22 protein-coding genes and 1 riboswitch are annotated in these 22,967 nt (G+C 70.7%); of the genes, 8 read left to right on the top strand and 14 right to left on the bottom strand.

What is annotated here, in order from left to right; all coding sequences use genetic code 11:
- Positions 1 to 111 precede the first annotated feature (111 nt).
- From I2W78_RS21665 to thrC, 5 genes are all read right to left on the bottom strand, one after another.
- A complete protein-coding gene (locus I2W78_RS21665; protein WP_196461927.1) occupies positions 112 to 1,242 on the bottom strand; it encodes an NADH:flavin oxidoreductase in 1,131 nt (376 codons plus the stop codon).
- Between the two features lie 214 nt (positions 1,243 to 1,456).
- Complete coding sequence (gene groL, locus I2W78_RS21660) at positions 1,457 to 3,079, bottom strand: chaperonin GroEL (RefSeq protein ID WP_196461926.1); 1,623 nt, start codon at positions 3,077 to 3,079, stop codon at positions 1,457 to 1,459.
- Between the two features lie 306 nt (positions 3,080 to 3,385).
- Positions 3,386 to 3,589: a cold-shock protein gene (locus tag I2W78_RS21655; RefSeq protein ID WP_004986573.1), complete on the bottom strand. Its 204-nt coding sequence runs from the start codon at positions 3,587 to 3,589 to the stop codon at positions 3,386 to 3,388.
- A 439-nt stretch (positions 3,590 to 4,028) separates the two neighbouring features.
- Complete coding sequence (locus I2W78_RS21650; RefSeq protein WP_196461925.1) at positions 4,029 to 4,304, bottom strand: MoaD/ThiS family protein; 276 nt, start codon at positions 4,302 to 4,304, stop codon at positions 4,029 to 4,031.
- A 119-nt stretch (positions 4,305 to 4,423) separates the two neighbouring features.
- Positions 4,424 to 5,713 (bottom strand): threonine synthase, encoded by a 1,290-nt coding sequence (gene thrC / locus I2W78_RS21645; RefSeq protein ID WP_196461924.1) that lies wholly within the window; start codon positions 5,711 to 5,713, stop codon positions 4,424 to 4,426.
- An 18-nt stretch (positions 5,714 to 5,731) separates the two neighbouring features.
- A riboswitch (SAM riboswitch) is annotated at positions 5,732 to 5,887 on the bottom strand.
- 172 nt (positions 5,888 to 6,059) lie between these two features.
- On the opposite strand from thrC, the gene I2W78_RS21640 reads away from it, so the two are divergent.
- On the top strand, positions 6,060 to 7,004 hold the full coding sequence (locus I2W78_RS21640; protein ID WP_196461923.1) for a glucosyl-3-phosphoglycerate synthase: 945 nt from the start codon (positions 6,060 to 6,062) through the stop codon (positions 7,002 to 7,004).
- Positions 7,005 to 7,077: 73 nt separating this feature from the next.
- Positions 7,078 to 8,478 carry an alpha,alpha-trehalose-phosphate synthase (UDP-forming) gene (locus I2W78_RS21635; RefSeq protein WP_196461922.1) on the top strand — a complete coding sequence of 467 codons (1,401 nt, stop codon included), beginning with the start codon at positions 7,078 to 7,080 and terminating at the stop codon, positions 8,476 to 8,478.
- Here the strand turns inward: I2W78_RS21635 and otsB are convergent.
- From otsB to I2W78_RS21620, 3 genes are read right to left on the bottom strand one after another with little or no spacing between them, the layout of a single operon-like run.
- Positions 8,463 to 9,323: a trehalose-phosphatase gene (otsB, locus tag I2W78_RS21630; protein ID WP_196461921.1), complete on the bottom strand. Its 861-nt coding sequence runs from the start codon at positions 9,321 to 9,323 to the stop codon at positions 8,463 to 8,465. The genes I2W78_RS21635 and otsB overlap by 16 nt on opposite strands.
- Before the next feature lie 32 nt (positions 9,324 to 9,355).
- Positions 9,356 to 9,589 carry a DUF3263 domain-containing protein gene (locus I2W78_RS21625; RefSeq protein ID WP_196461920.1) on the bottom strand — a complete coding sequence of 78 codons (234 nt, stop codon included), beginning with the start codon at positions 9,587 to 9,589 and terminating at the stop codon, positions 9,356 to 9,358.
- A gap of 36 nt (positions 9,590 to 9,625) precedes the next feature.
- Positions 9,626 to 10,864, bottom strand: coding sequence for an ABC transporter substrate-binding protein (locus tag I2W78_RS21620; RefSeq protein ID WP_196461919.1), 1,239 nt, complete (start codon positions 10,862 to 10,864; stop codon positions 9,626 to 9,628).
- 136 nt (positions 10,865 to 11,000) lie between these two features.
- Here I2W78_RS21620 and I2W78_RS21615 point away from each other — a divergent pair, with 136 nt between their 5' ends.
- From I2W78_RS21615 to I2W78_RS21605, 3 genes are all read left to right on the top strand, one after another.
- Positions 11,001 to 11,945, top strand: coding sequence for an ROK family protein (locus I2W78_RS21615; protein WP_196461918.1), 945 nt, complete (start codon positions 11,001 to 11,003; stop codon positions 11,943 to 11,945).
- A complete protein-coding gene (gene nagA / locus I2W78_RS21610; RefSeq protein WP_196461917.1) occupies positions 11,945 to 13,174 on the top strand; it encodes an N-acetylglucosamine-6-phosphate deacetylase in 1,230 nt (409 codons plus the stop codon). The genes I2W78_RS21615 and nagA overlap by 1 nt, the downstream gene beginning before the upstream one ends.
- A gap of 115 nt (positions 13,175 to 13,289) precedes the next feature.
- The gene (locus tag I2W78_RS21605) at positions 13,290 to 14,219 is read left to right on the top strand and encodes a 1-phosphofructokinase family hexose kinase (protein WP_196461916.1); all 930 of its coding nucleotides are present in this window, start codon (positions 13,290 to 13,292) and stop codon (positions 14,217 to 14,219) included.
- A 12-nt stretch (positions 14,220 to 14,231) separates the two neighbouring features.
- On the opposite strand, the gene I2W78_RS21600 is transcribed toward I2W78_RS21605, so the two are convergent.
- Both I2W78_RS21600 and cdgB read right to left on the bottom strand, forming a co-directional pair.
- Positions 14,232 to 15,167, bottom strand: coding sequence for a CBM35 domain-containing protein (locus I2W78_RS21600; protein WP_196461915.1), 936 nt, complete (start codon positions 15,165 to 15,167; stop codon positions 14,232 to 14,234).
- Positions 15,168 to 15,287: 120 nt separating this feature from the next.
- Entirely contained in the window at positions 15,288 to 16,952 is a 1,665-nt protein-coding gene (cdgB, locus tag I2W78_RS21595; protein ID WP_196461914.1) for a diguanylate cyclase CdgB, read from the bottom strand.
- Positions 16,953 to 17,243: 291 nt separating this feature from the next.
- Between cdgB and I2W78_RS21590 the strand changes: the two genes are divergently transcribed.
- On the top strand, positions 17,244 to 17,882 hold the full coding sequence (locus I2W78_RS21590) for a flavin reductase family protein (RefSeq protein ID WP_230885538.1): 639 nt from the start codon (positions 17,244 to 17,246) through the stop codon (positions 17,880 to 17,882).
- A gap of 6 nt (positions 17,883 to 17,888) precedes the next feature.
- Here the strand turns inward: I2W78_RS21590 and I2W78_RS21585 are convergent, their stop codons facing one another.
- Complete coding sequence (locus I2W78_RS21585; RefSeq protein ID WP_196461912.1) at positions 17,889 to 18,743, bottom strand: sigma-70 family RNA polymerase sigma factor; 855 nt, start codon at positions 18,741 to 18,743, stop codon at positions 17,889 to 17,891.
- Between the two features lie 100 nt (positions 18,744 to 18,843).
- Complete coding sequence (gene arfB / locus I2W78_RS21580; RefSeq protein WP_196461911.1) at positions 18,844 to 19,281, bottom strand: alternative ribosome rescue aminoacyl-tRNA hydrolase ArfB; 438 nt, start codon at positions 19,279 to 19,281, stop codon at positions 18,844 to 18,846.
- Between the two features lie 172 nt (positions 19,282 to 19,453).
- On the opposite strand from arfB, the gene I2W78_RS21575 reads away from it, so the two are divergent.
- Positions 19,454 to 20,029 (top strand): TerD family protein, encoded by a 576-nt coding sequence (locus tag I2W78_RS21575; RefSeq protein WP_196461910.1) that lies wholly within the window; start codon positions 19,454 to 19,456, stop codon positions 20,027 to 20,029.
- 93 nt (positions 20,030 to 20,122) lie between these two features.
- Here I2W78_RS21575 and I2W78_RS21570 read toward each other — a convergent pair whose 3' ends face one another.
- Positions 20,123 to 21,535, bottom strand: a complete 1,413-nt coding sequence (locus I2W78_RS21570) for a M1 family metallopeptidase (RefSeq protein ID WP_196461909.1) — start codon at positions 21,533 to 21,535, stop codon at positions 20,123 to 20,125.
- 38 nt (positions 21,536 to 21,573) lie between these two features.
- Here I2W78_RS21570 and I2W78_RS21565 point away from each other — a divergent pair, with 38 nt between their 5' ends.
- Positions 21,574 to 22,074 (top strand): hypothetical protein, encoded by a 501-nt coding sequence (locus I2W78_RS21565; protein WP_196461908.1) that lies wholly within the window; start codon positions 21,574 to 21,576, stop codon positions 22,072 to 22,074.
- A gap of 145 nt (positions 22,075 to 22,219) precedes the next feature.
- Here the strand turns inward: I2W78_RS21565 and I2W78_RS21560 are convergent, their stop codons facing one another.
- Positions 22,220 to 22,894 (bottom strand): pentapeptide repeat-containing protein, encoded by a 675-nt coding sequence (locus I2W78_RS21560; protein WP_196461907.1) that lies wholly within the window; start codon positions 22,892 to 22,894, stop codon positions 22,220 to 22,222.
- Positions 22,895 to 22,967 lie beyond the last annotated feature (73 nt).

The raw sequence follows: 22,967 nt of genomic DNA, 5'->3' as shown, positions 1-22,967 counted from the left end.
AGGCAACCTTAAGCCAGTTGATTGACTTACTCAAGAAAGCCGGGTCGAGCGGCATGCGAAGAGGCGGTGCCCGGATCCGGACACCGCCTCTTCACTCGCGCGCGCCGGGACTCAGCTCAGCGACCTCAGCGACGCCACGTCGTACGGCGCCAGCTCCTCGAACCGGCCCGCCAGCACCTTCGCCGCCCACTGCGGGTCCTGCAGCAGCGCCCGCCCCACGGCCACCAGGTCGAACTCGTCGCGCTCCAGCCGGTCCAGCAGGTTGTCGATGCTGCCCACACCGGCACCCTCGCCCTGGAACGCCTTGAGGAACTCCCCGTCCAGACCCACGGACCCGACCGTGATGGCGGCCTTGCCGGTGAGCTTCTTGGTCCAGCCCGCGAGGTTGAGGTCCGAGCCCTCGAACTCCGGCAGCCAGTAGCGACGCGTCGAGGCGTGGAAGGCGTCGACACCGGCCGCCGCGAGCGGGGCGAGGATCGCCTCCAGCTCCTCCGGGGTCTCGGCGAGCCTCGCGTCGTAGGCCTCCTGCTTCCACTGCGAGTAGCGGAAGATGACCGGGAACTCCGGCGAGACCGCCGCGCGTACCGCCGCCACGATCTCCGCCGCGAACTTGGTACGGGCCACCGGGTCACCGCCGTAGGCGTCCGTACGGCGGTTGGTGCCGGCCCACAGGAACTGGTCGATGAGGTAGCCGTGGGCGCCGTGCAGCTCGACCCCGTCGAAGCCGATCCGCTCGGCCGCCGCGGCCGCCTCGGCGAAGGCGGCGACGACGTCGTCCAGGTCCTGCTGGGTCATCGCCTTGCCGGTGCCCTCGGTACCGTCCAGCCGCAGCCCGGACGGGCCGACCGCCGGGGCCTCGGCGACGGGCGGGGCGCCCTGCTTGCGCACCATGCCGATGTGCCACAGCTGCGGCACGATCTTCCCGCCCGCCGCGTGCACCTCCTCGACGACCTTCGCCCACCCGGCCAACTGCTCCGCACCGTGGAACCGCGGGATGGCGTCGCTCTCCCCGGCCGACTCGTGGCCGACGTAGGTGCCCTCGGTGACGATCAGACCGACGCCCGCGCCGGCGCGACGGGAGTAGTACGACGCCACGTCCGCGCCCGGGATGCCACCCGGGGAGAACTGGCGGGTCATCGGCGCCATCACGATCCGGTTCGGGACGGTGAGCCCGCCCACGTTGAAGGGCCGGGACAGAACCTGGGCTGCTCGGGAGAGGTCGGAGGACGCGGTGACGGTCACGTGGGGGCTCCTCGGAAATGGCCGACAAACGGTGGGCACACACTTGCGAATTAATGCATGCGCATACTTCCACAGCATTAACTGCTTCATCGGCCACCGCATTCCGCCCCCCTCCCGTCTCCGATGTGATCCCGGACACGCCCGAGGGCGGCACCCCCTGTCTCCAGGGAGTGCCGCCCTCGGTACTTACGGACGGATCCGATCCTCGGGAGGATCAGAAGTCCATGTCACCGCCCGGCATGCCGCCGCCGGCCGGGGCCGCGGCCTTCTCCGGCTTGTCGGCGATGACGGCCTCGGTGGTGAGGAAGAGCGCGGCGATGGAGGCGGCGTTCTGCAGGGCAGAGCGGGTCACCTTCGCCGGGTCGATGATGCCTTCCTTGACCAGGTCGACGTACTCGCCGGTCGCGGCGTTCAGGCCGTGGCCCGGGGTCAGGCCGCGAACCTTCTCGACCACGACGCCGCCCTCGAGGCCGGCGTTGACGGCGATCTGCTTCAGCGGAGCCTCGAGCGCGAGCTTCACGGCCTGGGCGCCGGTCGCCTCGTCACCCTCCAGCTCCAGCTTCTCGAACACCTGGGAGGCCTGGAGCAGGGCCACGCCACCACCGGCGACGATGCCCTCCTCGACGGCCGCCTTCGCGTTGCGAACGGCGTCCTCGATGCGGTGCTTGCGCTCCTTGAGCTCGACCTCGGTGGCGGCACCGGCCTTGATGACGGCCACGCCGCCGGCCAGCTTCGCCAGACGCTCCTGGAGCTTCTCGCGGTCGTAGTCCGAGTCGCTGTTCTCGATCTCGGCGCGGATCTGGTTCACGCGGCCCGCGACCTGGTCGGCGGAGCCGGCGCCGTCGACGATGGTGGTCTCGTCCTTGGTGATGACGACCTTGCGGGCGCGGCCCAGGAGGTCCAGGGTCGCGTTCTCCAGCTTGAGGCCGACCTCCTCGGAGATGACCTCGCCGCCCGTGAGGATGGCGATGTCGCCGAGCATGGCCTTGCGGCGGTCACCGAAGCCCGGGGCCTTGACGGCGACGGACTTGAAGGTGCCGCGGATCTTGTTGACGACCAGTGTCGACAGGGCCTCGCCCTCGACGTCCTCGGCGATGATCAGCAGCGGCTTGCCCGACTGCATGACCTTCTCCAGGAGCGGGAGCAGGTCCTTGACGTTGGAGATCTTGGAGTTGGCGATGAGGATGTACGGGTCCTCGAGGGCCGCCTCCATGCGCTCCATGTCGGTGGCGAAGTACGCCGAGATGTAGCCCTTGTCGAAGCGCATACCCTCGGTGAGCTCCAGCTCCAGACCGAAGGTCTGGGACTCCTCGACGGTGATGACGCCTTCCTTGCCGACCTTGTCCATGGCCTCGGCGATCAGCTCGCCGATCTGGGTGTCGGCGGCGGAGATGGAGGCCGTGGAGGCGATCTGCTCCTTGGTCTCGACCTCCTTGGCCTGGTCGAGCAGCGCACCGGAGACGGCCTCGACGGCCTTCTCGATACCGCGCTTCAGGGCCATCGGGTTGGCGCCGGCGGCGACGTTGCGCAGGCCCTCGCGGACGAGCGCCTGGGCGAGAACGGTCGCGGTGGTCGTACCGTCACCGGCGACGTCGTCCGTCTTCTTGGCGACTTCCTTGACCAGCTCGGCGCCGATCTTCTCGTACGGGTCCTCCAGCTCGATCTCCTTGGCGATGGAGACACCGTCGTTGGTGATCGTGGGGGCGCCCCACTTCTTCTCAAGGACGACGTTGCGGCCCTTGGGGCCGAGGGTCACCTTGACGGCGTCCGCGAGCTGGTTCATGCCGCGCTCGAGGCCCCGCCGCGCCTCCTCGTCGAACGCGATGATCTTGGCCATGTGAAGTGGTCCTCCCAGGACTGGGGGTGATTACTTCGGACCGCGCCCGCGCCCGCGACGGACGGCTCGCCTGCCTGTGGTTCCTTGCCCCACCCGGCCTGCGGCCTCACCGACCCGGTCCATCTTTGTCACTCTCACCTTCAGAGTGCTAACGCCAATGATTAGCACTCGCCCCTGCCGAGTGCAAGCGGCTCCCGGGATCCGACGCGGGACGGGCGAGGGCCTCGTCGCGTACACGCCGAAGGGCCCGCACCCCGGAGAGGTGCGGGCCCTTCGAACAGAACGTCACATACGGTGGTCGCGCGCTTAAGCGGTGACGCGAACCATGTCGGCCTGCGGGCCCTTCTGGCCCTGCGAGATCTCGAACTCGACCCGCTGGCCCTCTTCGAGGGTCCGGTAGCCGTCCATCTGGATCGCGCTGTAGTGGACGAAGACGTCCGCACCACCGTCGACCGCGATGAAGCCGTACCCCTTCTCCGCGTTGAACCACTTGACGGTGCCCTGAGCCATGCCTAACTCCCCTATTACTGGCCCTTGCACAGATCCACACTTCGCGGATCCGGGTCAGACCTCACCCCCCATTTGTTGGGGGCGTGCGCCGGAACGCGTCGACCGCGGCTGAATGTATCTGTCCAACTGCCGTCTGCAACAGGTCAATCGGACGAGAAATCTGGGCGCGGGCGGTCGGTAATTTATGGAGAATTCACCCGAATTCAGGGCAAGTCGGGCCCCATAAAAGGAATGAAAGACGCAAAAGAGCCACATACTTTGGCTACTTCTCATCGCATCGGAGCCGGAACTCATATGCGTCCGGCATGTCGATCCGCAACGCGTTCCCCAACTCTACCGCGCTCAACCACACTGAATTGCCCCCTCCGCTTCTCTCACGGAGGGGGCAATTCGATGAACAATGAGTAACTCGCGTTACTCACGGTAACGCGCGGGCGGTTCAGCCGCCGGCCACCGCCGGAATGATCGACACACCGGCACCGTCCGGGGTGGCCGTCTCCAGCCCCTGCTCGAAACGGACGTCATCGTCGTTGACGTACACGTTGACAAACCGCCGCAGCTTGCCCTGGTCGTCCAGGACACGGGCGCCGATACCGGTGTGGTTCTTCTCCAGGTCGGCGATGACCTCCGCGAGGGTCGTCCCCTCGGCGGACACCTCGGCCTGGCCACCCGTGTAGGTGCGCAGGATGGTAGGGATGCGGACGGTAACGCTCATAACTTGTGACCTCCGGTCAGGTGACTTACCTAGGGGCGCGGGGCTGTGCTGAATATGCGGCTACCGCCGCGTGGGCGCGACCAGCCCCAACCGGCCCGCAGACGAAGTACAAAGCTCTCTTACGCGAGCCCAGCCTCACGGAACGACTCAAGGCTCGGGCGAATGGTGGCCGTCAGACCCGTACCGGCCACCGCGTCCAGCGTCTTCAGACCATCCCCGGTGTTCAGCACCACGGTCGTCAGCGACGGATCCAGCACCCCGCCCTCGACCAGCTTGCGCGTAACCCCGACGGTCACCCCACCCGCGGTCTCCGCAAAGATCCCCTCGGTCCGCGCCAGCACCTTGATCGCGTCCACGACCTGCTCGTCCGTCACGTCCTCCACGAAGCCACCCGTGCGGCGCGCGATGTCGAGGACGTAGGGACCGTCGGCCGGGTTGCCGATGGCCAGCGACTTGGCGATGGTGTTCGGCTTCTGTGGCCGCACCACGTCGTGCCCCGCCTTGAACGCGGTCGACACCGGCGAGCAGCCCTCCGCCTGCGCCCCGAAGATCTTGTACGGCTTGTCCTCCACGAGCCCGAGCTTGATCAGCTCCTGCAACCCCTTGTCGATCTTCGTCAGCTGGGAGCCGGACGCGATCGGCACCACGATCTGGTCGGGCAGCCGCCAGCCGAGCTGCTCGCAGATCTCGTACGCCAGGGTCTTGGACCCCTCCGCGTAGTACGGCCGCAGGTTGACGTTGACGAAGCCCCAGCCCTCGCCGGCCGGGTCGCCGATCAGCTCGGAGCAGAAGCGGTTCACGTCGTCGTAGTTGCCCTCGATGCCGACGAGCTCGCCGCCGTAGACCGCGGCCATGACGACCTTGCCCTGCTCCAGGTCGTGCGGGATGAACACGCAGGAGCGGAAGCCCGCCCGGGCGGCGGCGGCGCCGACGGCACCCGCGAGGTTGCCGGTGGAGGAGCAGGAGAGCGTGGTGAAGCCGAAGGCGCGCGCGGCCTCCAGGGCCTGGGCGACCACGCGGTCCTTGAAGGAGTGGGTCGGGTTGCCGGAGTCGTCCTTGGCGAACAGCTTGCCGGGCTCGACGCCGAGTTCACGGGCGAGGTTGTCGGCCTGGACCAGCTTGGTCCAACCGGGGTTCAGGTTCGGCTTGTCGGCCACGTCGGCGGGGACGGGCAGCAGGGGCGCGTAACGCCAGATGTTCGACGGGCCCGCCTCGATGCGCCGACGGAGCTCCTCGGCGTCGTACGCGGAGAAGTCGTACGCGATCTCCAGCGGGCCGAAACACTCCTCGCACGCGAAGACCGGGCCGAGCGGGACGCGGTGGCCGCATTCGCGGCAGGAGAGCGCCGCGGCGGGACCGAGGTCGACGGTGGGATTGCTGGTGCTGCTTGCGACAGTCTGCACAGCCATGTGAGGCGAGGCCCTTTCTCCTCATCTTCCTCACGACGCATCTCGCCGTGAGACGGAATTGGCACCTTCCCTAGCCGGGAGCCTCGCGGAACGATCGGAAACGATCTACGAGAACCGACTGGAGGGTTGCCGGGGCTTCAACGGGCCGTATCCCTCTGCCCCTCTGGATGAGCTGTATGTGGTTGTTATGCGGTTGTGGGCGCGAACGACCCCCGACATGCGATGGTCATCAGCGTTGTTCAAGACTGTAACCGAAGGCCAGGACAGTTGAGATAGTCGTCCGAACCGCGAGATGGATCACAGACCACGTCCCGCTCGCCGAGAGAACGCTAAGGAGCCGCCGACCGTGCTGGAAGAAGTCGAGCGCTGGCTGAGCACCCGCTCCTGGTCGCTGGCCGATCGCCCGCTCCACAAGATCCTGGCCGCGAAGCGCGGCACGGGCCAGTCGATCAGTGTCGTGCTGCCCGCGCTCAACGAGGAGCAGACCGTCGGCGACATCGTCGCCGTGATCCGGCGCGACCTCGTGGAGCAGGTCCCGCTGGTCGACGAGATCGTCGTGGTCGACTCCGGGTCCACCGACCGCACCTCCGAGGTGGCCGCCGCGGCGGGCGCCCGGGTGGTGCACCGCGACGAGATACTCCCGCGGATCCCGGCCGTGCCCGGCAAGGGCGAGGTGCTGTGGCGCTCACTGCTCGTCACGCGCGGCGACATCATCTGCTTCATCGACGCGGACCTGAAGGAGTTCTCCTCGGACTTCGTCACGGGCATCGTCGGCCCCCTGCTCACCGACCCGGAGGTCGACCTCGTCAAGGGGATGTACGACCGTCCCCTGGGTGGCGCTGCCGGGCAGGGCGGCCGGGTGACCGAGCTGATGGCCCGCCCGCTGCTGAACCTGCACTGGCCGCAGCTGGCCGGTTTCGTCCAGCCGCTCGGCGGGGAGTACGCGGCCCGGCGCTCGCTGCTGGAGCAGCTGCCGTTCCCGGTCGGGTACGGGGTGGAGCTGGGCATGCTGGTGGATTCCCTGCATCTGGTCGGCCTCAACGCCCTCGCCCAGGTGGACGTCGGGGTGCGCAAGCACCGGCATCAGGACGGGCAGGCGCTCGGCCGGATGGCGGCGGCGATCTACCGCACGGCTCAGCTGCGGCTGGCCCGGGGCCATATGGTCCGGCCGTCTCTCACCCAGTTCGAGCGGGTGGAGGACGGGTTCGAGCCAAGGACGTACTCCGTGGACACGGAGGAGCGGCCGCCGATGGTGGAGATCGCGGAGTACGCGGCCCGGAAGGTGGCCTGACCGTTGTATACAGCCGCGCGCCGGGCTCGAACCGTACGTTTGAGCGGATCCACGGAGGGCTAGGTTGAGGCGTATGGCTTCGACGTACGGTCCTGCGCAGGTACTGGTGGCCTCCAACCGTGGCCCGGTGTCGTACGAGGTGCGCGACGACGGCTCGCTGCACGCCAAACGCGGTGGCGGCGGGCTCGTCTCCGGCCTGTCCGCGATCGGTCCGGACGCCGGTGCGCTGTGGGTGTGCTCGGCGCTCGGTGACGGTGACCGCGAGGCGGTGCGGCGCGGGGTCGGTGAGTCCGGTGTGCGGATGCTGGACATTCCGGCCGACGTGCACGCGGACGCGTACAACGGGGTCGCCAACTCGGTGCTGTGGTTCGTGCACCACATGCTGTACCAGACGCCGCTGGAGCCGGTGTTCGACGCGGAGTTCCGGCGGCAGTGGGCCTCGTACGAGGCGTACAACCGGGCGTTCGCCGAGGCGCTGGCGGCCGAGGCCGCCGAGGGGGCGGCGGTGCTGGTGCAGGACTACCACCTGACGCTGGTGCCGGGGATGCTCCGTGAGCTGCGGGCGGACGTGCGGATCGGCCACTTCTCGCACACGCCGTGGGCGCCGCCGGAGTACTTCCGGATGCTGCCGGACGAGGTCGCCGGGCAGGTGCTGAGGGGCATGCTGGGCGCGGACCGGCTCGGGTTCCTCACCCATCGGTGGGCGAATGCCTTCACGGCGTGCTGCGAGGCGTTCGCCGGCGGGCTCGGGGACACGCGGGTCGGGGTGCACGGGCTCGGTGCCGACGCCGACTTCCTGCGCAAGCGCTCGCACGAGGCCGACGTCGAGGAGCGGATGGCCGCGCTGCGGGCGGAGATCGGCGAGGGGCGCAAGGCGATCGTCCGCGTCGACCGGACCGAGCTGTCGAAGAACATCGTGCGCGGGCTGCTGGCCTACCGGCAGCTCCTCGACGACCGCCCCGAGTGGCGCGAGCGGGTCGTGCACGTCGCCTTCGCCTACCCCTCGCGGCAGGACCTCGCCGTGTACCGCGACTACACGGCCGAGGTGCGGCGGGTGGCCGAGGAGATCAACGAGCGGTACGGGACACCGGGCTGGACGCCGGTGGTGCTGCATGTGAAGGACGACTTCGCCCGCTCCCTGGCCGCCTACCGGCTCGCGGACGTGGCGTTGGTGAACCCGATCCGGGACGGCATGAACCTGGTCGCCAAGGAGGTGCCGGTCGTGTCCGACGAGGGCTGCGCGCTGGTGCTGTCCCGGGAGGCGGGCGCGTACGAGGAGCTGGGCGAGGACGCCATCGGGGTGAACCCGTACGACATCGGGGGCACGGCCGACGCCCTGCATGAGGCACTGTCGATGCGGGCCGGGGAACGCGCCGAGCGCACCAAGCGCCTGGCAGCGTCCGCCACCGCGCTCCCCCCGGCCCGGTGGTTCCTGGACCAGCTGAACGCCCTGCGCGATCAGCCCGCCAGCTGAGCCGCGAGTCCCGCGAGCAGTCCCACGACCGCCTCCGGGCCGTCGACCACCACGTCCGCGCGGTTGCGCAGCTCGGTCACCTCGTCGCTGCCGCTGCACACCAGCAGGCCCGGGGTGCCGTCGGCGCGGAGCCTGTCGACGGCCGCGTAGGCGGGCAGGTCGCCGAGGTCGTCGCCGGCGTAGAGGACGGATTCGGCGCCGAGTTCCCGGACGTATTCCAGGAGGGCCATGCCCTTGTCCATGCCCGGCGGGCGCAGTTCCAGGACCATGCGGCCGGGCTCGACGATCAGGCCGTGGCGGCCGGCGAGGTCGGAGAGGGGTTCGCGGAGGGCCTCGAACGCGGCCTGCGGGTCGCCGGCACGGCGGGTGTGGACGGCGATCGCACGGCTCTTGTCCTCGATCCACGCGCCCGGCCCGGCGCCGACGCGGTCGAGCAGTCCCGGCAGTTCCTCGCGCACGGCCGCCACGCCGGGGTGCGGGGCGGGGGCGCTGACCTCGCCGCTGACGGCGTCCCAGCGTTCGGCGCCGTAGTGACCGAGGACGACGAGGTGCTCCAGGCCGCCGACGCCCGCGAAGCCGCCGTGGCGTACGGCGACGTCGGCCGGGCGGCCGGTGATCACCGCGACGGCGGCCACCTTCGGGGCGAGGGCGGCGAGCGCCGGTACGGCGTCCGGGTGGGCGCGGGCCTGCTCGGGGTCGGGCACGATCGGGGCGAGGGTCCCGTCGAAGTCGAGCGCGATCACCGCCTTGCCGGGCCGCGCGAGAATCGCGTCGAGCCCGGCCCGCCCGGCGGAGGTGGCGGGCGTCGGGAGAGTCTTGCCGGTTTCGGTCTCGTGGCTGCCCATACGGCGACCCTATCCACCGGGAATGCCAGGCCCTACCGTTCCGCCCGTCGCCGCTCCCGTATCCGCCGCAGCCGGTTCACCGTCACCGGGTCGTGCGCCAGCGCCCGCGGGTCGTCGAGCAGGGCGTTGAGCAGCTGGTAGTAGCGGACCGGGGCCAGGCCCAGCTCCTCGCGTATCGCGCGCTCCTTGGCGCCGGGGCCCGAGAGGCCACGGCGCTCCAGGGCGAGGATGTCCTGTTCCCGTCGGGCGAGCTGCTCCTGGTCCATGCCGTGCACGGTAGCCGCCGCCACTGACACCGGCCCCTACCCGGCCGCCGAGCTCTCCGCCGTCGTGGCCGTCGACTGCAGCTGGTTCAGGATGGCCGCCGGGCTGCCGCCCGGTTCCACGGCGGAGCCGATCCGCTTCTTGACCTCCGCGCTGACCGACGCCCAGGACGTCTTGCCGACCGGGTAGAGCTCGGACAGCGTGAGCTCGTCCAGGAAGGGCTTGAGGTCCCGGTCCTCCGCCGCCGCGCTCATCACCTCGGAGGCGGAGTTGGTGACCGGCAGCAGGTCGTACTCGCGGGAGAAGTCGAGCACGTTCTCCTCGCTGTAGACGAAGTCGAGGAAGTCGCCGACCTGTTCCTTGTGGCCGTTCTGCTTGAAGGCGAGCATCCAGTCGGCGACGCCCATGGTGGCCTTGGACTCGCCGTCCACGCCGGGCATCGGCACCATGCCGAAGTCCACGCCCTGCTTCTCGGCCATCTTCATCAGGGACGGGTGCCCGTTCAGCATGCCGACCTCGCCCTTGGCGAACGCGGCGAAGGCGTCGGCCCGGTCGAGCCTGCCGGGCGCGACCGGCCCGGTGAGCTTCTCGCCGACCAGCTCGTCGCGCAGCCAGGTGAACGTCTCGACGTTCTCCGCGGAGTCGATGGTGTACGTGCCGACCGCGTCGGTGTAGCCGCCGCCCCCGCTGAGCAGCCACTGCATGGTCTCGGCCTGCGCCTCCTCCGAGCCGAGCGGCAGCGCGTACGGGTACTTCACGCCCTCCGCCTTCAGCGCCTCGGCGGCGTCGGCCAGCTGGTCCCAGGTGGTCGGCGGGGTGACGCCGGCCTCGTCGAAGAGCTTCTTGTTGTAGAAGAGCAGCCGGGTGGAGGCGGCGAACGGCATGCCGTACTGCACCCCGTTGACCTGCCCCGCCCCCGCGAGCGCGGAGGAGAAGCCGGCCTGGACGGGTATGGAGAGCAGGTCGTCGGCGGAGTAGAGCAGATCGTCGGCCGCGTAGTCGGCGTACGCCCCGATCTGCGCCATGTCGGGCGCCTTCCCGGCGTCGACCATCTCCTTGACCTCACGGTCGACGTCGCTCCAGGAGTACACGCTGACCTCGACCTGGACGCCGGGGTGGTCGGCCTCGTAGGCGTCGACCAGCTTCGCCCAGTACTTCTTGGAGCTGTTCGCCGCGCTGTCGCCGTAGTCCGCGGCGACCAGTCTGAGCGTGACGTCGTCGGAGCCTCCGGTGAGGCCGCAGCCGCCGAGGACCGCCGTCATGCCCAGTGCGGACATCACCGCGATCATTCCTGTCCTGCGCCGCCGCTGCACGCTGTCCCACCCTGTTCATGTCAGTCCGAATTCCGGATTAAGGTCTACACCACGCAAGTGGACTAGACCTCTTCCGGGTCCTCGGGCCACACTGTCTCCCGTGAAACACGTCATCGCCCTCGATGTGGGCGGCACCGGGATGAAGGCCGCCCTGGTCGGGGCGGACGGCGCCCTGCTGCACCGGGCGCGCCGCGCGACCGGCCGCGAGCGCGGGCCCGAGGCGGTGGTCGACGGCATCCTCGACTTCGCCGCCGAGCTCCGCGCCTACGGCGAGCAGCACCTCGGCGCCCCCGCGAGCGCCGCCGGAGTCGCCGTCCCCGGCATCGTCGACGAGCGGCACGGCATCGCCGCCTACGCGGCCAACCTCGGCTGGCGTGACGTACCCCTGCGCACGCTGCTCACCGAGCGGCTCGACGGCATCCCGGTCGCCCTCGGCCACGACGTGCGCACCGGCGGCCTCGCCGAGGGCCGGATCGGCGCGGGCCGGGGCACGGACCGCTTCCTGTTCGTGGCGCTGGGCACCGGCATAGCGGGCGCGATCGGCATCGACGGCCGGGTGGAGTCGGGCGCGCACGGCTTCGCGGGCGAGATCGGCCATGTCGTCGTACGCCCCGGAGGAACCCCCTGTCCCTGCGGCCAGCGGGGCTGCCTGGAGCGGTTCGCGTCGGCGTCGGCGGTCAGCGAGGCGTGGGCCGCGGCGACCGGCGACGCCGCGGCCGACGCGGCGGACTGCGCGAAGGCGGTCGAGTCCGACGACCCTCGGGCCGCACGGATCTGGCAGCAGGCCGTCGACGCCCTGGCCGACGGCCTGGTCACCGCCCTCACCCTGCTGGACCCGCGCACGCTGGTCATCGGTGGCGGGTTGGCCGAGGCAGGAGAAACCTTGTTCACACCACTGCGGGACGCGGTGCGCGAGCGCGTCACCTTCCAGAAGCTGCCGTCCATCGTCCCGGCGGCCCTGGGGGACACGGCCGGCTGCCTGGGCGCCGGCCTCCTGGCCTGGGATCTCGTCGACATGACCGACAGTACGGAGGTAACAACCTGATGGCCGCCGACCCAGGGGCGCGGGACAGCGCTCACATGCGGCTCCGCCGCGGGGCGCGAACAACCCCCACCGGCCCGCAGACGCCACACGACGTCACGGTCCTCACAGGTGCCCGCGTAGCCCTCCCCACGGGAGTCGTGGACGGGGGCCGAGTGGCCATCGAGGGCACCCGCATCGCCGCCAAGGCTCCGGAAAACGCCCAGGTGATCGACCTCACCGGCCACTACGTAGTCCCCGGCTTCGTGGACATCCACAACCACGGCGGAGGAGGCGCCAGCTTCACCTCCGGCACCGCGGACGACGTACTCGCCGGCATCCACACCCACCGCCTCCACGGCACCACCACCCTCGTCGCCTCCACGGTCACCGGCGACATGGACTTCCTCACCCACCGCGCCGGCCTGCTCGCCGAGCTGGCCGAGCAGGGCGAGATCGCCGGCATCCACTTCGAGGGCCCGTTCATCTCGCCGTGCCGCAAGGGCGCCCACTCCGAGGAGCTGCTGCGCGACCCGGAACCGGCGCAGGTGCGCAAGCTGATCGACGCGGCACGCGGCCACGCCCGGATGCTGACGCTGGCCACCGAACTCCCCGGCGGCATCGAGTCGGTGCGGCTGCTGGTGGAGCACGGCGTGATCGCGGCGGTGGGCCACACGGACGCCACCTACGAGCAGACGGTCGAGGCGATCGACGCGGGCGCGACGGTCGCCACGCATCTCTTCAACGCGATGCCCACGCTCGGCCACCGCGCCCCCGGCCCGATCGCCGCCCTCCTTCAGGACGAGCGCGTCACGGTCGAGCTGATCAACGACGGTACGCATCTGCATCCGGCCGCCCTGGAACTGGCGTTCCGTCACGCGGGCCCGGAGCGGGTCGCGTTCATCACGGACGCGATGGACGCGGCCGGTTTCGGCGACGGCCGCTACATGCTGGGCCCGCTGGAGGTCGAGGTCAGCGAGGGCGTGGCCCGGCTGGTGGAGGGCGGCTCGATCGCGGGCTCCACGCTCACCCAGGACCGCGCCTTCAAGCGGGCGGTGACCGTCGACCGGCTCCCGGTCGAGGACGTCGTCAAGGCCCTGTCCGCCAACCCGGCGCGGCTGCTCGGCATGGCCGACCGCATCGGCTCCCTGGAGCCCGGCAAGGACGCCGACCTCGTCGTGCTGGACGCGAACTTCGACCTCAAGGGCGTGATGCGCAAGGGCGAATGGGTGGTCGATCCCCAACTGCCCTGATTTCGCCGCCAGTAGGGAGACGGTGGCCGACCCGGGGACTGGGCGGTCCGCCGTCTCTTTGGCATGATCGACCCTCCGGAAATCGAGAACGAACCCTCGGGGGAGGTCGACCCAGGTGATCCTCACGGTCACGCTGAACACCGCTCTCGACATCACGTATCGCGTACGGTCGCTGCGCCCCCACGCCACCCACCGGGTGTCCGACGTGACCGAACGCCCCGGCGGCAAGGGCGTCAACGTGGCCCGTGTGCTGGCCGCGCTCGGCCACGAGGTGACGGTCACCGGGTTCGTCGGCGGCGCCACCGGGCGGACCGTCCAGGACCGGCTCACGGCCACGCCGGGCGTGGTCGACGCGCTGGTCCCGATCGGCGGCGCGACCCGGCGCACGATAGCCGTGGTCGACGAGCGCACCGGCGACACGACCCAGCTCAACGAGCCCGGCCCGGCGATCGCACCGCCCGAGTGGTCCGCCTTCCAGGAGGCCTACGAGGATCTGCTCGCGTCGGCGTCGGCGGTCGCCCTGTGCGGCAGCCTGCCACCGGGCGTGCCGGTCGGTGCGTACGCGGGCCTGATACGTACCACCCGCGCGGCCGGTGTGCCCGTGCTGCTGGACACCAGCGGCGAGCCGCTGCGCCGCGGGGTCGCCGCCCGCCCCGACATCGTCAAGCCCAACGCCGACGAGCTGGCCGAACTCACCGGCTCCCACGAGCCGTTGCGCGCCACGCACGCCGCCCGTCGCCGGGGTGCCCACGCGGTCGTCGCCTCCCTGGGCCCTCAGGGCCTGCTGGCGGCCACACCGGACGGCACCTGGCGCGCCACCCCGCCGGGTCGTGTGCACGGCAACCCGACGGGCGCAGGTGACTCCGCGACGGCGGGCCTGCTGGCCGCGCTGGTGGAGCGCCGCCCGTGGCCGGAGCGCCTGACCCGCGCGGTCGCACTGGCGACGGCCACGGTGCACGCCCCGGTCGCGGGCGAGTTCGACCGGGGGACCTACGAGGAGCTGCTGGGGCGGGTCGCGGTGACCGGGGAGGTCACCGCGGCCTGAAGCCCGGCCGCCCTACTCGACCCAGCCCTTGACCAGCCACATCTGGTCGAGGTTGGCGTCGCACTGGTTGCCCTGCTCGCAGGAGACCTTGATGGTGTTGGTGCCCTTGTTGAGCTCGACGTAGTTGTAGGTGCGCGTCCAGCCCTTGGCGTAGTCGCCCTCGGCGGCTTTCGCGTAGTTCTTCATGTTGACCGGCGTGGTCGAGGCGGTGCCGTTGACCGTGAGGGTGGCGTTGGCGTCCTTGCCGGGCACGCCGTAGCCGACGTACAGGGTGTACTTGCCGGACTCGGGGATGCCGTTGACGGTCCAGGTGGCCGAGGCGCCGACGGCGTTGAAGCCGGTCACGTAGACGCCGCCGTCCGCCTGGGCGCCCGGGATGTCGGAGGCGGTCGTCATGCCGGGCGCGAGCTGGAGGGCCTTGGCGTCGATCGTCGGCAGCTCGGCCTCGCTCTCCGCGCTGCTCTCCCCCGACGGCGTCGACTCCGCGCTCTGCTCGGCGGTCGGGGTGGTGGCGGGCTGGTCGCCGCCCGCGTTCTTGTCGTCGTCGCCGCCCAGCATGGCCACGCTGATGCCGATGACGACCGCGGCGACCACCGCGATCGCGCCGATCAGCAGGCCCTTGGTGTTGGGCCCGCGGCCCCGGCCGCCGCCGGACCCGTGACCGGGCATCGGCTGCTGGGTGGTCGGCGCGCTGCCCGGGAACGTCTCGGGTGCGGCGTAGTGCGCGTTCGGCCGGCCGTACGTGCCCTGCTGCTGCGGCACGTTCGGCTGGCCGTACGCCTGCTGGCCGTACGGCCGGTCGCCGACCGTACGCACCCTGCTGACCGAGTTCGGGTAGCCGTAGCCGCCGGACGGGGGCTGGGCGCCGTTGGCCTGACCGTCGGCGTACAGATAGCCGAACGGGTCGTCGTCCTCGGGCGTGCTCGCGCCGTTGTTGCCGGGCGTCATCCCTAGGTACTCCTCAACAGGTGCGGAACGGATGCGGTACGTGTGGTGAGAATGGCGAGCCTACCCGTTCGCCATGACCCAAACGGGTGACCAGGATCGCATCATCCCGCAGACCCGGGTTCATCCCGCACGCCGATGCTGTTTGGGACGAGACCGTTTCTCGACGTACATCCGCTCGTCGGCGGATTTCAACACCTCGTCCGCCGTCATCCCGCAGTGCGCCCAGCCGATGCCGAAGCTGGCCCCGACCCGTACGGCCCGCCCCTCGGCCCGGATCGGCTGGATGATCTCGTTGCGCAGCCGTACGGCGAGATCCTGGGCGTCGGCCCGGCCGAGCCCGTCGGCGAGGATCACGAACTCGTCGCCGCCGAGCCGGGCGACCGTGTCGCCGTCCCGGACGCCGTTGCTGAGCCGCCGGGCGACCTCGATGAGCACGGTGTCGCCCGCGTTGTGCCCGAACCGGTCGTTGATCGACTTGAAGCCGTCGAGGTCGCAGAAGAGCACCGCGAGCCCCTTGGTGCCGTCGTCACGATCACCCTCGGGGGCGACCGTGTGCACATGGTGGTCGTAGACGTCGTACGTGTCCGTGCCGCCCGGCACGAAGTCGAAGCCGTGCCCGCCGGCGTCGTAGACGGGGTGGCCGAAGGCCGTGTCCTGGGATTCGAAGGCGCCGGGGTAGCCGGTCTGGGGGCGCTGGCAGAGCCGGGCGGCCAGGCGGGAGCGCAGCTCGGCGGAGTTCGGCAGACCGGTGAGGGAGTCGTGGGAGGCGCGGTGGGCGAGCTGGAGCTCGCGGCGCTTGCGTTCCTCGATGTCCTCGACGTGGGTGAGCAGGAAGCGGGGGCCGTCGGCGGCGTCGGCGACAACGGAGTTGCGCAGCGACACCCACACGTAGCTGCCGTCCCGGCGCCCGAGGCGCAGCTCGGCCCGGCCGCCCTCGGCGGAGGTGCGCAGGAGCGTGCCTATGTCCTCGGGGTGGACCAGGTCGGAGAAGGAGTAGCGGCGCATCGCGGAGGCAGGGCGGCCGAGCAGGCGGCACAGGGCGTCGTTGGTGCGGAGTATGCGGCCGTGCTGGTCGCCGCCCATCTCGGCGATGGCCATACCGGAGGGGGCGTACTCGAACGCCTGCCGGAAGCTCTCCTCGCTCGCCCTGAGGGCCTGCTGCTCGCGTTCCAGCCGGACCAGGGCGCGCTGCATATTCGCGCGTAGACGCGCGTTGCTGATGGCGATGGCCGCCTGAAACGCGTACATCTGGAGCGCCTCGCGGCCCCACGCGCCCGGCCGCCGGCCGTTGCGCGGCCGGTCCACGGACAGGACGCCGATCAGCTCGCCGGAGGCGGGGCCGCCCTGGGCACCGGGCGCGTACATGGGGGCGAAGAGGCGGTCGGAGGGGTGCCACTCGCCCTCGAAGCGCGGCGCGGGCCCCTCGGTGTACCACTGCGGGACGTCGTCGTCGTCGAGGACCCAGCCCTCGGTGTGCGGTATGAAGACGAGGTCGCCCCACTGCTCGCCCATGCTCAGCCGCCGCTCCCAGGAATCGCGGGAGCCGACCCGGCCGGTGATCAGCGCCTCGGCGGCGGGGTTGCCGGAGAAGGCGGCGACGACCAGGTCGCCGTCGGGGCGTACGAGGTTGACGCACGCCAGCTCGTAGCCGAGGGCGCTGACGACCCCGTCCGCGACCGTCTGCAATGTGTCCGCCAGGCTGCGGGCCGTGTTCATGTCGGCCATGACCTGGTGCAGCTGTCGCAGGGACGCAAGGCGGACATACGGCTCCGACTCGGTCTCCATGCTCGCCCTCCCCCCGAGACCTCGCAGCGAATCAAGGGTTGTCTTCGGCGCCCTTTGCCTCAGTGGTGCTCTTACAGCTTCTACAGCTTCCCGCCACTGAATCACAGCGCGCTGCCCACTCGGTACACAGGGTCAACAATTAATGCCCCTTGTGACTCAAGTCACAGCTAAACCTGAACAATTGAGTGGAGTTTCTGCGTTTTTCCCGTGCGTTTACCGAACGCAAAATTTGTGCGGATGCCCATCAAGTGTCCGTCGCAGGTCCTAGGACCGCCTTCGGGCCGAGGTCCGATGCGGCGCGCACGCACGGAGATTAGCGTTTCGTATGTGCAACACACACACGCATCCGCACCGCCCGTCACCGTGCCCGCCCAGCCGTCCCCGGCATCGCCCCTTGGGCATGCTGTGGGGGTGACCAACGACGAGTTCCGTGCCGCGATGTCCCGGCTGGCCGCAGGGGTGGTTCTGGTGACCGCGCGCGAGCCGGCACTCGACCCCGACGACCCGCAGGCGCCGAGCGGCGAGGACGTCGGCATGACGGCGACGGCGTTCATGTCCGTCTCCCTCGACCCGCCCCTGGTCCTGGTCAGCCTGCGCGAGGGCGCCCGCATGGACGACCTGCTCGCCGAACAGCCCCTGTGGGCGGTATCCGTCCTCGCCGAGAGCCAGCGGCACATCGCCGGCCGGTTCGCCATGAAGGGCCGCATCAGCGACCGGCTGCTCTTCGAGGACATCCCCTACGTCCGCGGCGAGGCGAGCGGCGCGCCGCTGGTGGGCGGCGCGCTGGCCACCCTGGAGTGCCGGACCGAGCAGCGGGTGACGGCCGGGGACCACACGCTGGTGATCGGGCGGGTACTGACGGCTCGGCTGCCGAGTGCGGACGGGGGCCCCTTGTTGTACTTCAAGGGCCGCTACCGTCACCTGGGGTGAGGCTCCTCAGAGCAGGGTGACGTCGAGCCGGGACAGGCGTGCCGCGTCGGTGACGATCTCGATGACGGCGATTCGCTCCTGTACGAAGGTGAATCGCAGCACCCGCACCAGCCGCCGGCCGTCGTCGGACAGCATCGCCAGGCCCGGCACCCCGTCGACCAGAGCGAGCCGGGAGGCGCGCGCGAGGTGCGCGAAGCGGGTGGCGCCGGAGGCGACCGCGGCCGCACCGGTGGTCACGCCGACCTCCGTGCGGGCGACCACATCCGGATCGAGCACCTGAAGGAGCCCGTCGAAGTCACCGGCCCGCGCGGCGGCCAGGAAGGCGTCGACGACCTCCCGCTGCCGCGCGAGATCCGCGTCCGGCGCCGGGGCGCCCCGCACCCGCCGCCGCGCCCGGCTGGCCAGCTGCCGCGCCGCCGTCGGCGTCCGCCCGACGACGCCTGCGACCTCCTCGTACGGCACGGCGAACATGTCGTGCAGCACGAAGGCGAGCCGTTCGGCGGGCGTGAGTGTGTCCAGTACGACGAGCAGGGCGACGCCGACGGAGTCGGCGAGGAGGGCGTCGCGCTCGGGGTCGGTGGCGGCGGGGACGGTGGCGCCGGCGTCCAGGGACTGGTCCAGCGACTCCTCGGCACGGGACTTGCGGGAGCGAAGCAGGTCGAGGCAGACCCGCCCGACGACGGTGGTGAGCCACCCGCCGAGGTTGTCGACCTCCCGCGTGTCGCTGCGGCTCAGCCGGAACCAGGCCTCCTGCACGGCGTCGTCGGCCTCGGCCAGGGAACCGAGCATGCGGTAGGCGACGGCGCGCAGGTGCGTGCGGTGCGCCTCGAAGCGCTCGGCAAGGAAGTCGTGCTCACTCATGTGCCCCGTCACCAGCCTCGTCGTGGATGCCGTCAGGACTATGACGGACGGGGCGCGGCACATGTGACGCGTGGCAGCGGCGGGAGCCGCCGGTCGTCCGTCACTGCCAGTCGCGACCGGTCCGCCCACGCTTGGTCTCGGAGCGCTGCTTCTTCTCCCGCAGCCGGCGTTCGTTGATACCGCGCGGGATGCGGGTCGGCCTGCGGGGCTTGGGCGGGGGTGCGGTGGCCTCGGCGAGGAGCGCGGCCAGGCGTACGGCGGCGGCCTCGCGGTTGCGCCACTGGGACCGGTGCTCGGAGGAACGTACGGTGACGACCCCGTCGACGAGCCGGCCCGCCAGCCGCTCCAGGGCGCGCCGCTTCCACACCTCGGGCAGGGCCTCGGTGGCGGCGAGGTCGAACCGCAGCTCCACGCTGGTGTCGCTGGTGTTGACGTGCTGGCCGCCCGGGCCGGAGGAACGCGAGAAACGCCACTGGAGCTCGGCCTCGGGAAGCGAGACGGAGCCACGGATGACGTGAGGACCGGCCATGGCTGACATGTTCCCGCCTGGACGCCGTGGGAGTCATCCGAATATCGCCGGACACGGCAACCGGGTAAAGAAAGTAAAGCGCGGGGAACCCGTGGCACCACCCTCGACGTTCATTGGGGTAGCTGTAGGTTCAGCAACCACACACGCATAGCGCACGCATCGAGGGAAGGAACTCCCGACCATGGCTGTAAGCCTGTCCAAGGGTGGCAACGTCTCGCTCACCAAGGAGGCTCCGGGCCTGACCGCCGTCACCGTGGGCCTCGGCTGGGACGTCCGCACCACCACCGGCACCGACTTCGACCTCGACGCGTCCGCGATCGCGGTCAACGCGCAGGGCAAGGTCTACACGGACCAGCACTTCGTGTTCTTCAACAACAAGCAGACGCCGGACCAGACGATCGTCCACACCGGTGACAACCGCACCGGCGAGGGCGCGGGCGACGACGAGGCGATCAACGTCAACCTGGCCGGTCTCCCGGCCGACATCGACAAGATCGTCTTCCCGGTCTCGATCTACGACGCCGAGTCCCGCTCGCAGAACTTCGGCCAGGTCCGCAACGCCTACATCCGCATCGTCAACCAGGCCGGCGGCACCGAGATCGCCCGCTACGACCTGTCGGAGGACGCCGCCACCGAGACCGCCATGGTCTTCGGCGAGCTCTACCGCAACGGCGCCGAGTGGAAGTTCCGCGCCGTCGGCCAGGGCTACGCCTCCGGCCTGGTCGGCATCGCCCAGGACTTCGGTGTGAACGTCTGAGCGACGCCCACTCCAGCAGCCTGACGCCGGGCCCCTCGACGCGGACGCCGCATCGAGGGGCCCGGCGCGTGCGACGGGGCGCGCGCCTCGCCGTCATCGGGGCCGCTCCGGCTTCCCCTCCCCGTACAGCCAGTCCTCCCAGACGCCGTCGAAGTCCTTGTCCGGCGCTCGCCGTTCGACGTACGTAGTGAAGTCCTCGGTGCTCGCGTTGCCGTGCCGGTGGGTGCCGGCCCAGCCGCGCAGCAGGGCGCGGAAGGCGGTGTCGTCGGCGAGGATCTGACGGATCCTGTGCAGGACCATCGCGCCGCGGTCGTAGACGGGAGGACCGGAGATGCGGGCGGCGTCGGGAGGATCACCGGGAGGGAAGGACCAGACGGCCCTGTTGTCCTCGGGCAGGGGGTAGTGGGTGCCGGCGTAGAGCTCGTCGAAGATCTGCTGGGCGGTGTCGCCGCCGTGGTCCTCCGCCCACAGCCACTCCGCGTACGTCGCGAAGGACTCGTTGAGCCACATGTCCTGCCAGGACTCGGGGGTGACGGAGTTGCCGTACCACTGGTGGGCCAGTTCGTGGACGAGGAGGTCCATATTGGGGGCGCCGGGGAAGACAGGGCGGGTCTGGGTCTCCAGGGCGTAGCCGAAGTCGCCCGGGCGCTCGACGATCGCGCCCGCGGTGGTGAAGGGATACGGGCCGAAGAGGCCCTCCGCCCAGTCGATGACCTCGGGGAGCCGGGCCAGGACCCTGCGACTGGCGTCGGCCTCGGTCGGGTCGACGGCGGTGTACACGGGCAGGCGGTCCGGGGTCGCCGTGCGGCTGATCTCGTAGCGGCCGATGGCGAGGGTGGCGAGGTAGCTCGCCATGGGTTGGGCGGTGTGCCAGGAGGTGGTGGTACGGCCGCCGGTGGTGCTCTCGGTGCGCAACTCCCCGTTCGACACGGCCCGCAGGCCCCGCGGCACGGTGACCTTGATGTCGTACGTCGCCTTGTCGGAGGGGTGGTGGTTGCCGGGGTACCACGCCATCGAACCGACCGGCTGGCCCAGGGTCAGCGCGCCGTCGTCGGTGGGCAACCAGCCCTCCTCCGAGCCGTCGGGGTCGGTGATGGTGGCCGGGGTGCCGGAGTAGCGGACCGTCACGCGGAAGGTGCGGCCCTCGGCGAGGTCGTCACGGGGGCGGACGGTCAGCTCCTGGCCTGCGCGGTTGAAGCGGGCGGTGGTGCCGTCGACGGTGACCTTCTCGACGTCGAGTCCCTGGAGGTCGAGGTTGAAGGCGGACAGGTCCTGGGTGGCGCGAGCGGTGATCGTCGCGCGGGCGGTGAGGGGGCGGGCGCCGGGGGTGTAGGACAGGGTCAGGTCGTAGTGGGTGGCGTCATAGCCGCCGTTGCCGGCCTTCGGGAAGTACGGGTCGCGTACCCCGGATCCGCCCGGCGTGCCGTCGACGCCGCTGCTCGAGCATGCGGTCAGGGCAAGCGCGAGCAGGGCCGCGGCGGGGACAACCGGTGCGAAACGGGACACGTCAGTGATCCTACGAGGGGCATGACACCATCGCGTACGTGCTCGACATCGGCTACGCCCTCTCCAACCGCTTCCCGGACCCGCCCCAGACCGACTACCGCCGCGCTGACGTGCACGCCCTGCGGCACGACCTGTTCTGCGGTGACGTCTATCTCGCCGACACCGAGAAGGACCGGGAGCTGTCCACAGCCTGGGGATGGGTGCCGGTGCTCGACTTGGCGTGGGCGCTGTGCGACATCGTCGAGCGGCTGGACCGCGACCCGGCGGGCTCCCGCGCCGCCCGCCCCCAGCACGCGGAGCTGGACTTCACCGAGTCCACCGACCGCCTGCTCTTCGAGCGCCGCTTCGGCTGGGTCGACATCGAGTCCGACTGGCAGCCGGCCGAGGAGCCCCCGCTCACGTTCTCCCACACCGAGCTCCGCCGCGAGGCCCGGGACTTCCTGCACGATCTGATCGCCGACCTGTGCGACCTGCACGAGGACCTGGCGGAGAATCCGGCGATCTGGTCGCTTCAGGCGCGGTTCCCGCGAGTGCCGTGACGCGGTGGGGCGGTTACGGGCGCTCAAGCAGTCGCCCTCGCTCAAGCAGTCGCCCTCGCACAAGCAGTCGCCCTCGCACAAGCAGTCGCCCTCGCACAAGCAGTCGCCCTCGCACAAGCAGTCGCCCTCGCTCAAGCAGTCACGGTCACCCCCCTTCCACCCTGATCCCCAACGCCCCTGCCAACACCGGCGCCAGCTCCACCAACTGCCCCGTGCTGATCACCGCCCCCGACAGCCGGTCGACCCCGCGCGTGATCTCCAGGGGAGCCGCGCCCCGCAGGTCCACGTCCGCCAGAGTCGCCCCGCTGAAGTCCGCCCCCTTCAGCGCGCAGTCCGTGAACTCGACGCGCTCCAGCGACGCGCCCCCGAAGTCCGGTTCCACCAGCACGCATCCGTCGAAGACCACGTCCTTCAGCCGAGCCCCCCGAAGGTTCAGGTAGTCGAGCTTGCCGCCCCGGATCAGGACGCGTTCCAGTGCGGCACCGTGCAGTTGCGTACCGCCCAGGCGGGCGTCGCGCAGTTCGACGTCGCGCAGGGTCGCCTCGGACAGGTTCGTGCCCACTCCGCGCGGGGCGGTGAGGACCGAGTCCAACAAGCGCGCCCGGTGCAGCCGCGTCTCGTCCAGCGCGCACCCCGTCAACGCGCAGTCCATGAAGCGGGCGCCGCCGCCGTCCTGTCCCGCCAGCTCCGCATCCCGGAACTCCAGCCCGTCGTAGTCCCCGTCCGGCTCCAGACCACCCCCTCCGTACTCCGCCAACTCCGGCAGCCGCACCTCCGGTCGCCGTGCCGCCCTCACACCGCCCGCCGCTCGCCTCGCCATGCCCCCATGCTGCACGGCACCACTGACAATCGCCCTGACCTGCGAAGACGCCGATATCTCAATCGTCGAGGAC

It is taken from the genome of Streptomyces spinoverrucosus, assembly GCF_015712165.1.
Taxonomy (GTDB): Bacteria; Actinomycetota; Actinomycetes; order Streptomycetales; family Streptomycetaceae; genus Streptomyces; species Streptomyces spinoverrucosus_A.
The sequence above is the reverse complement of the archived record's forward strand: the minus strand, read 5'-3'. Positions and strand labels throughout refer to the sequence as shown.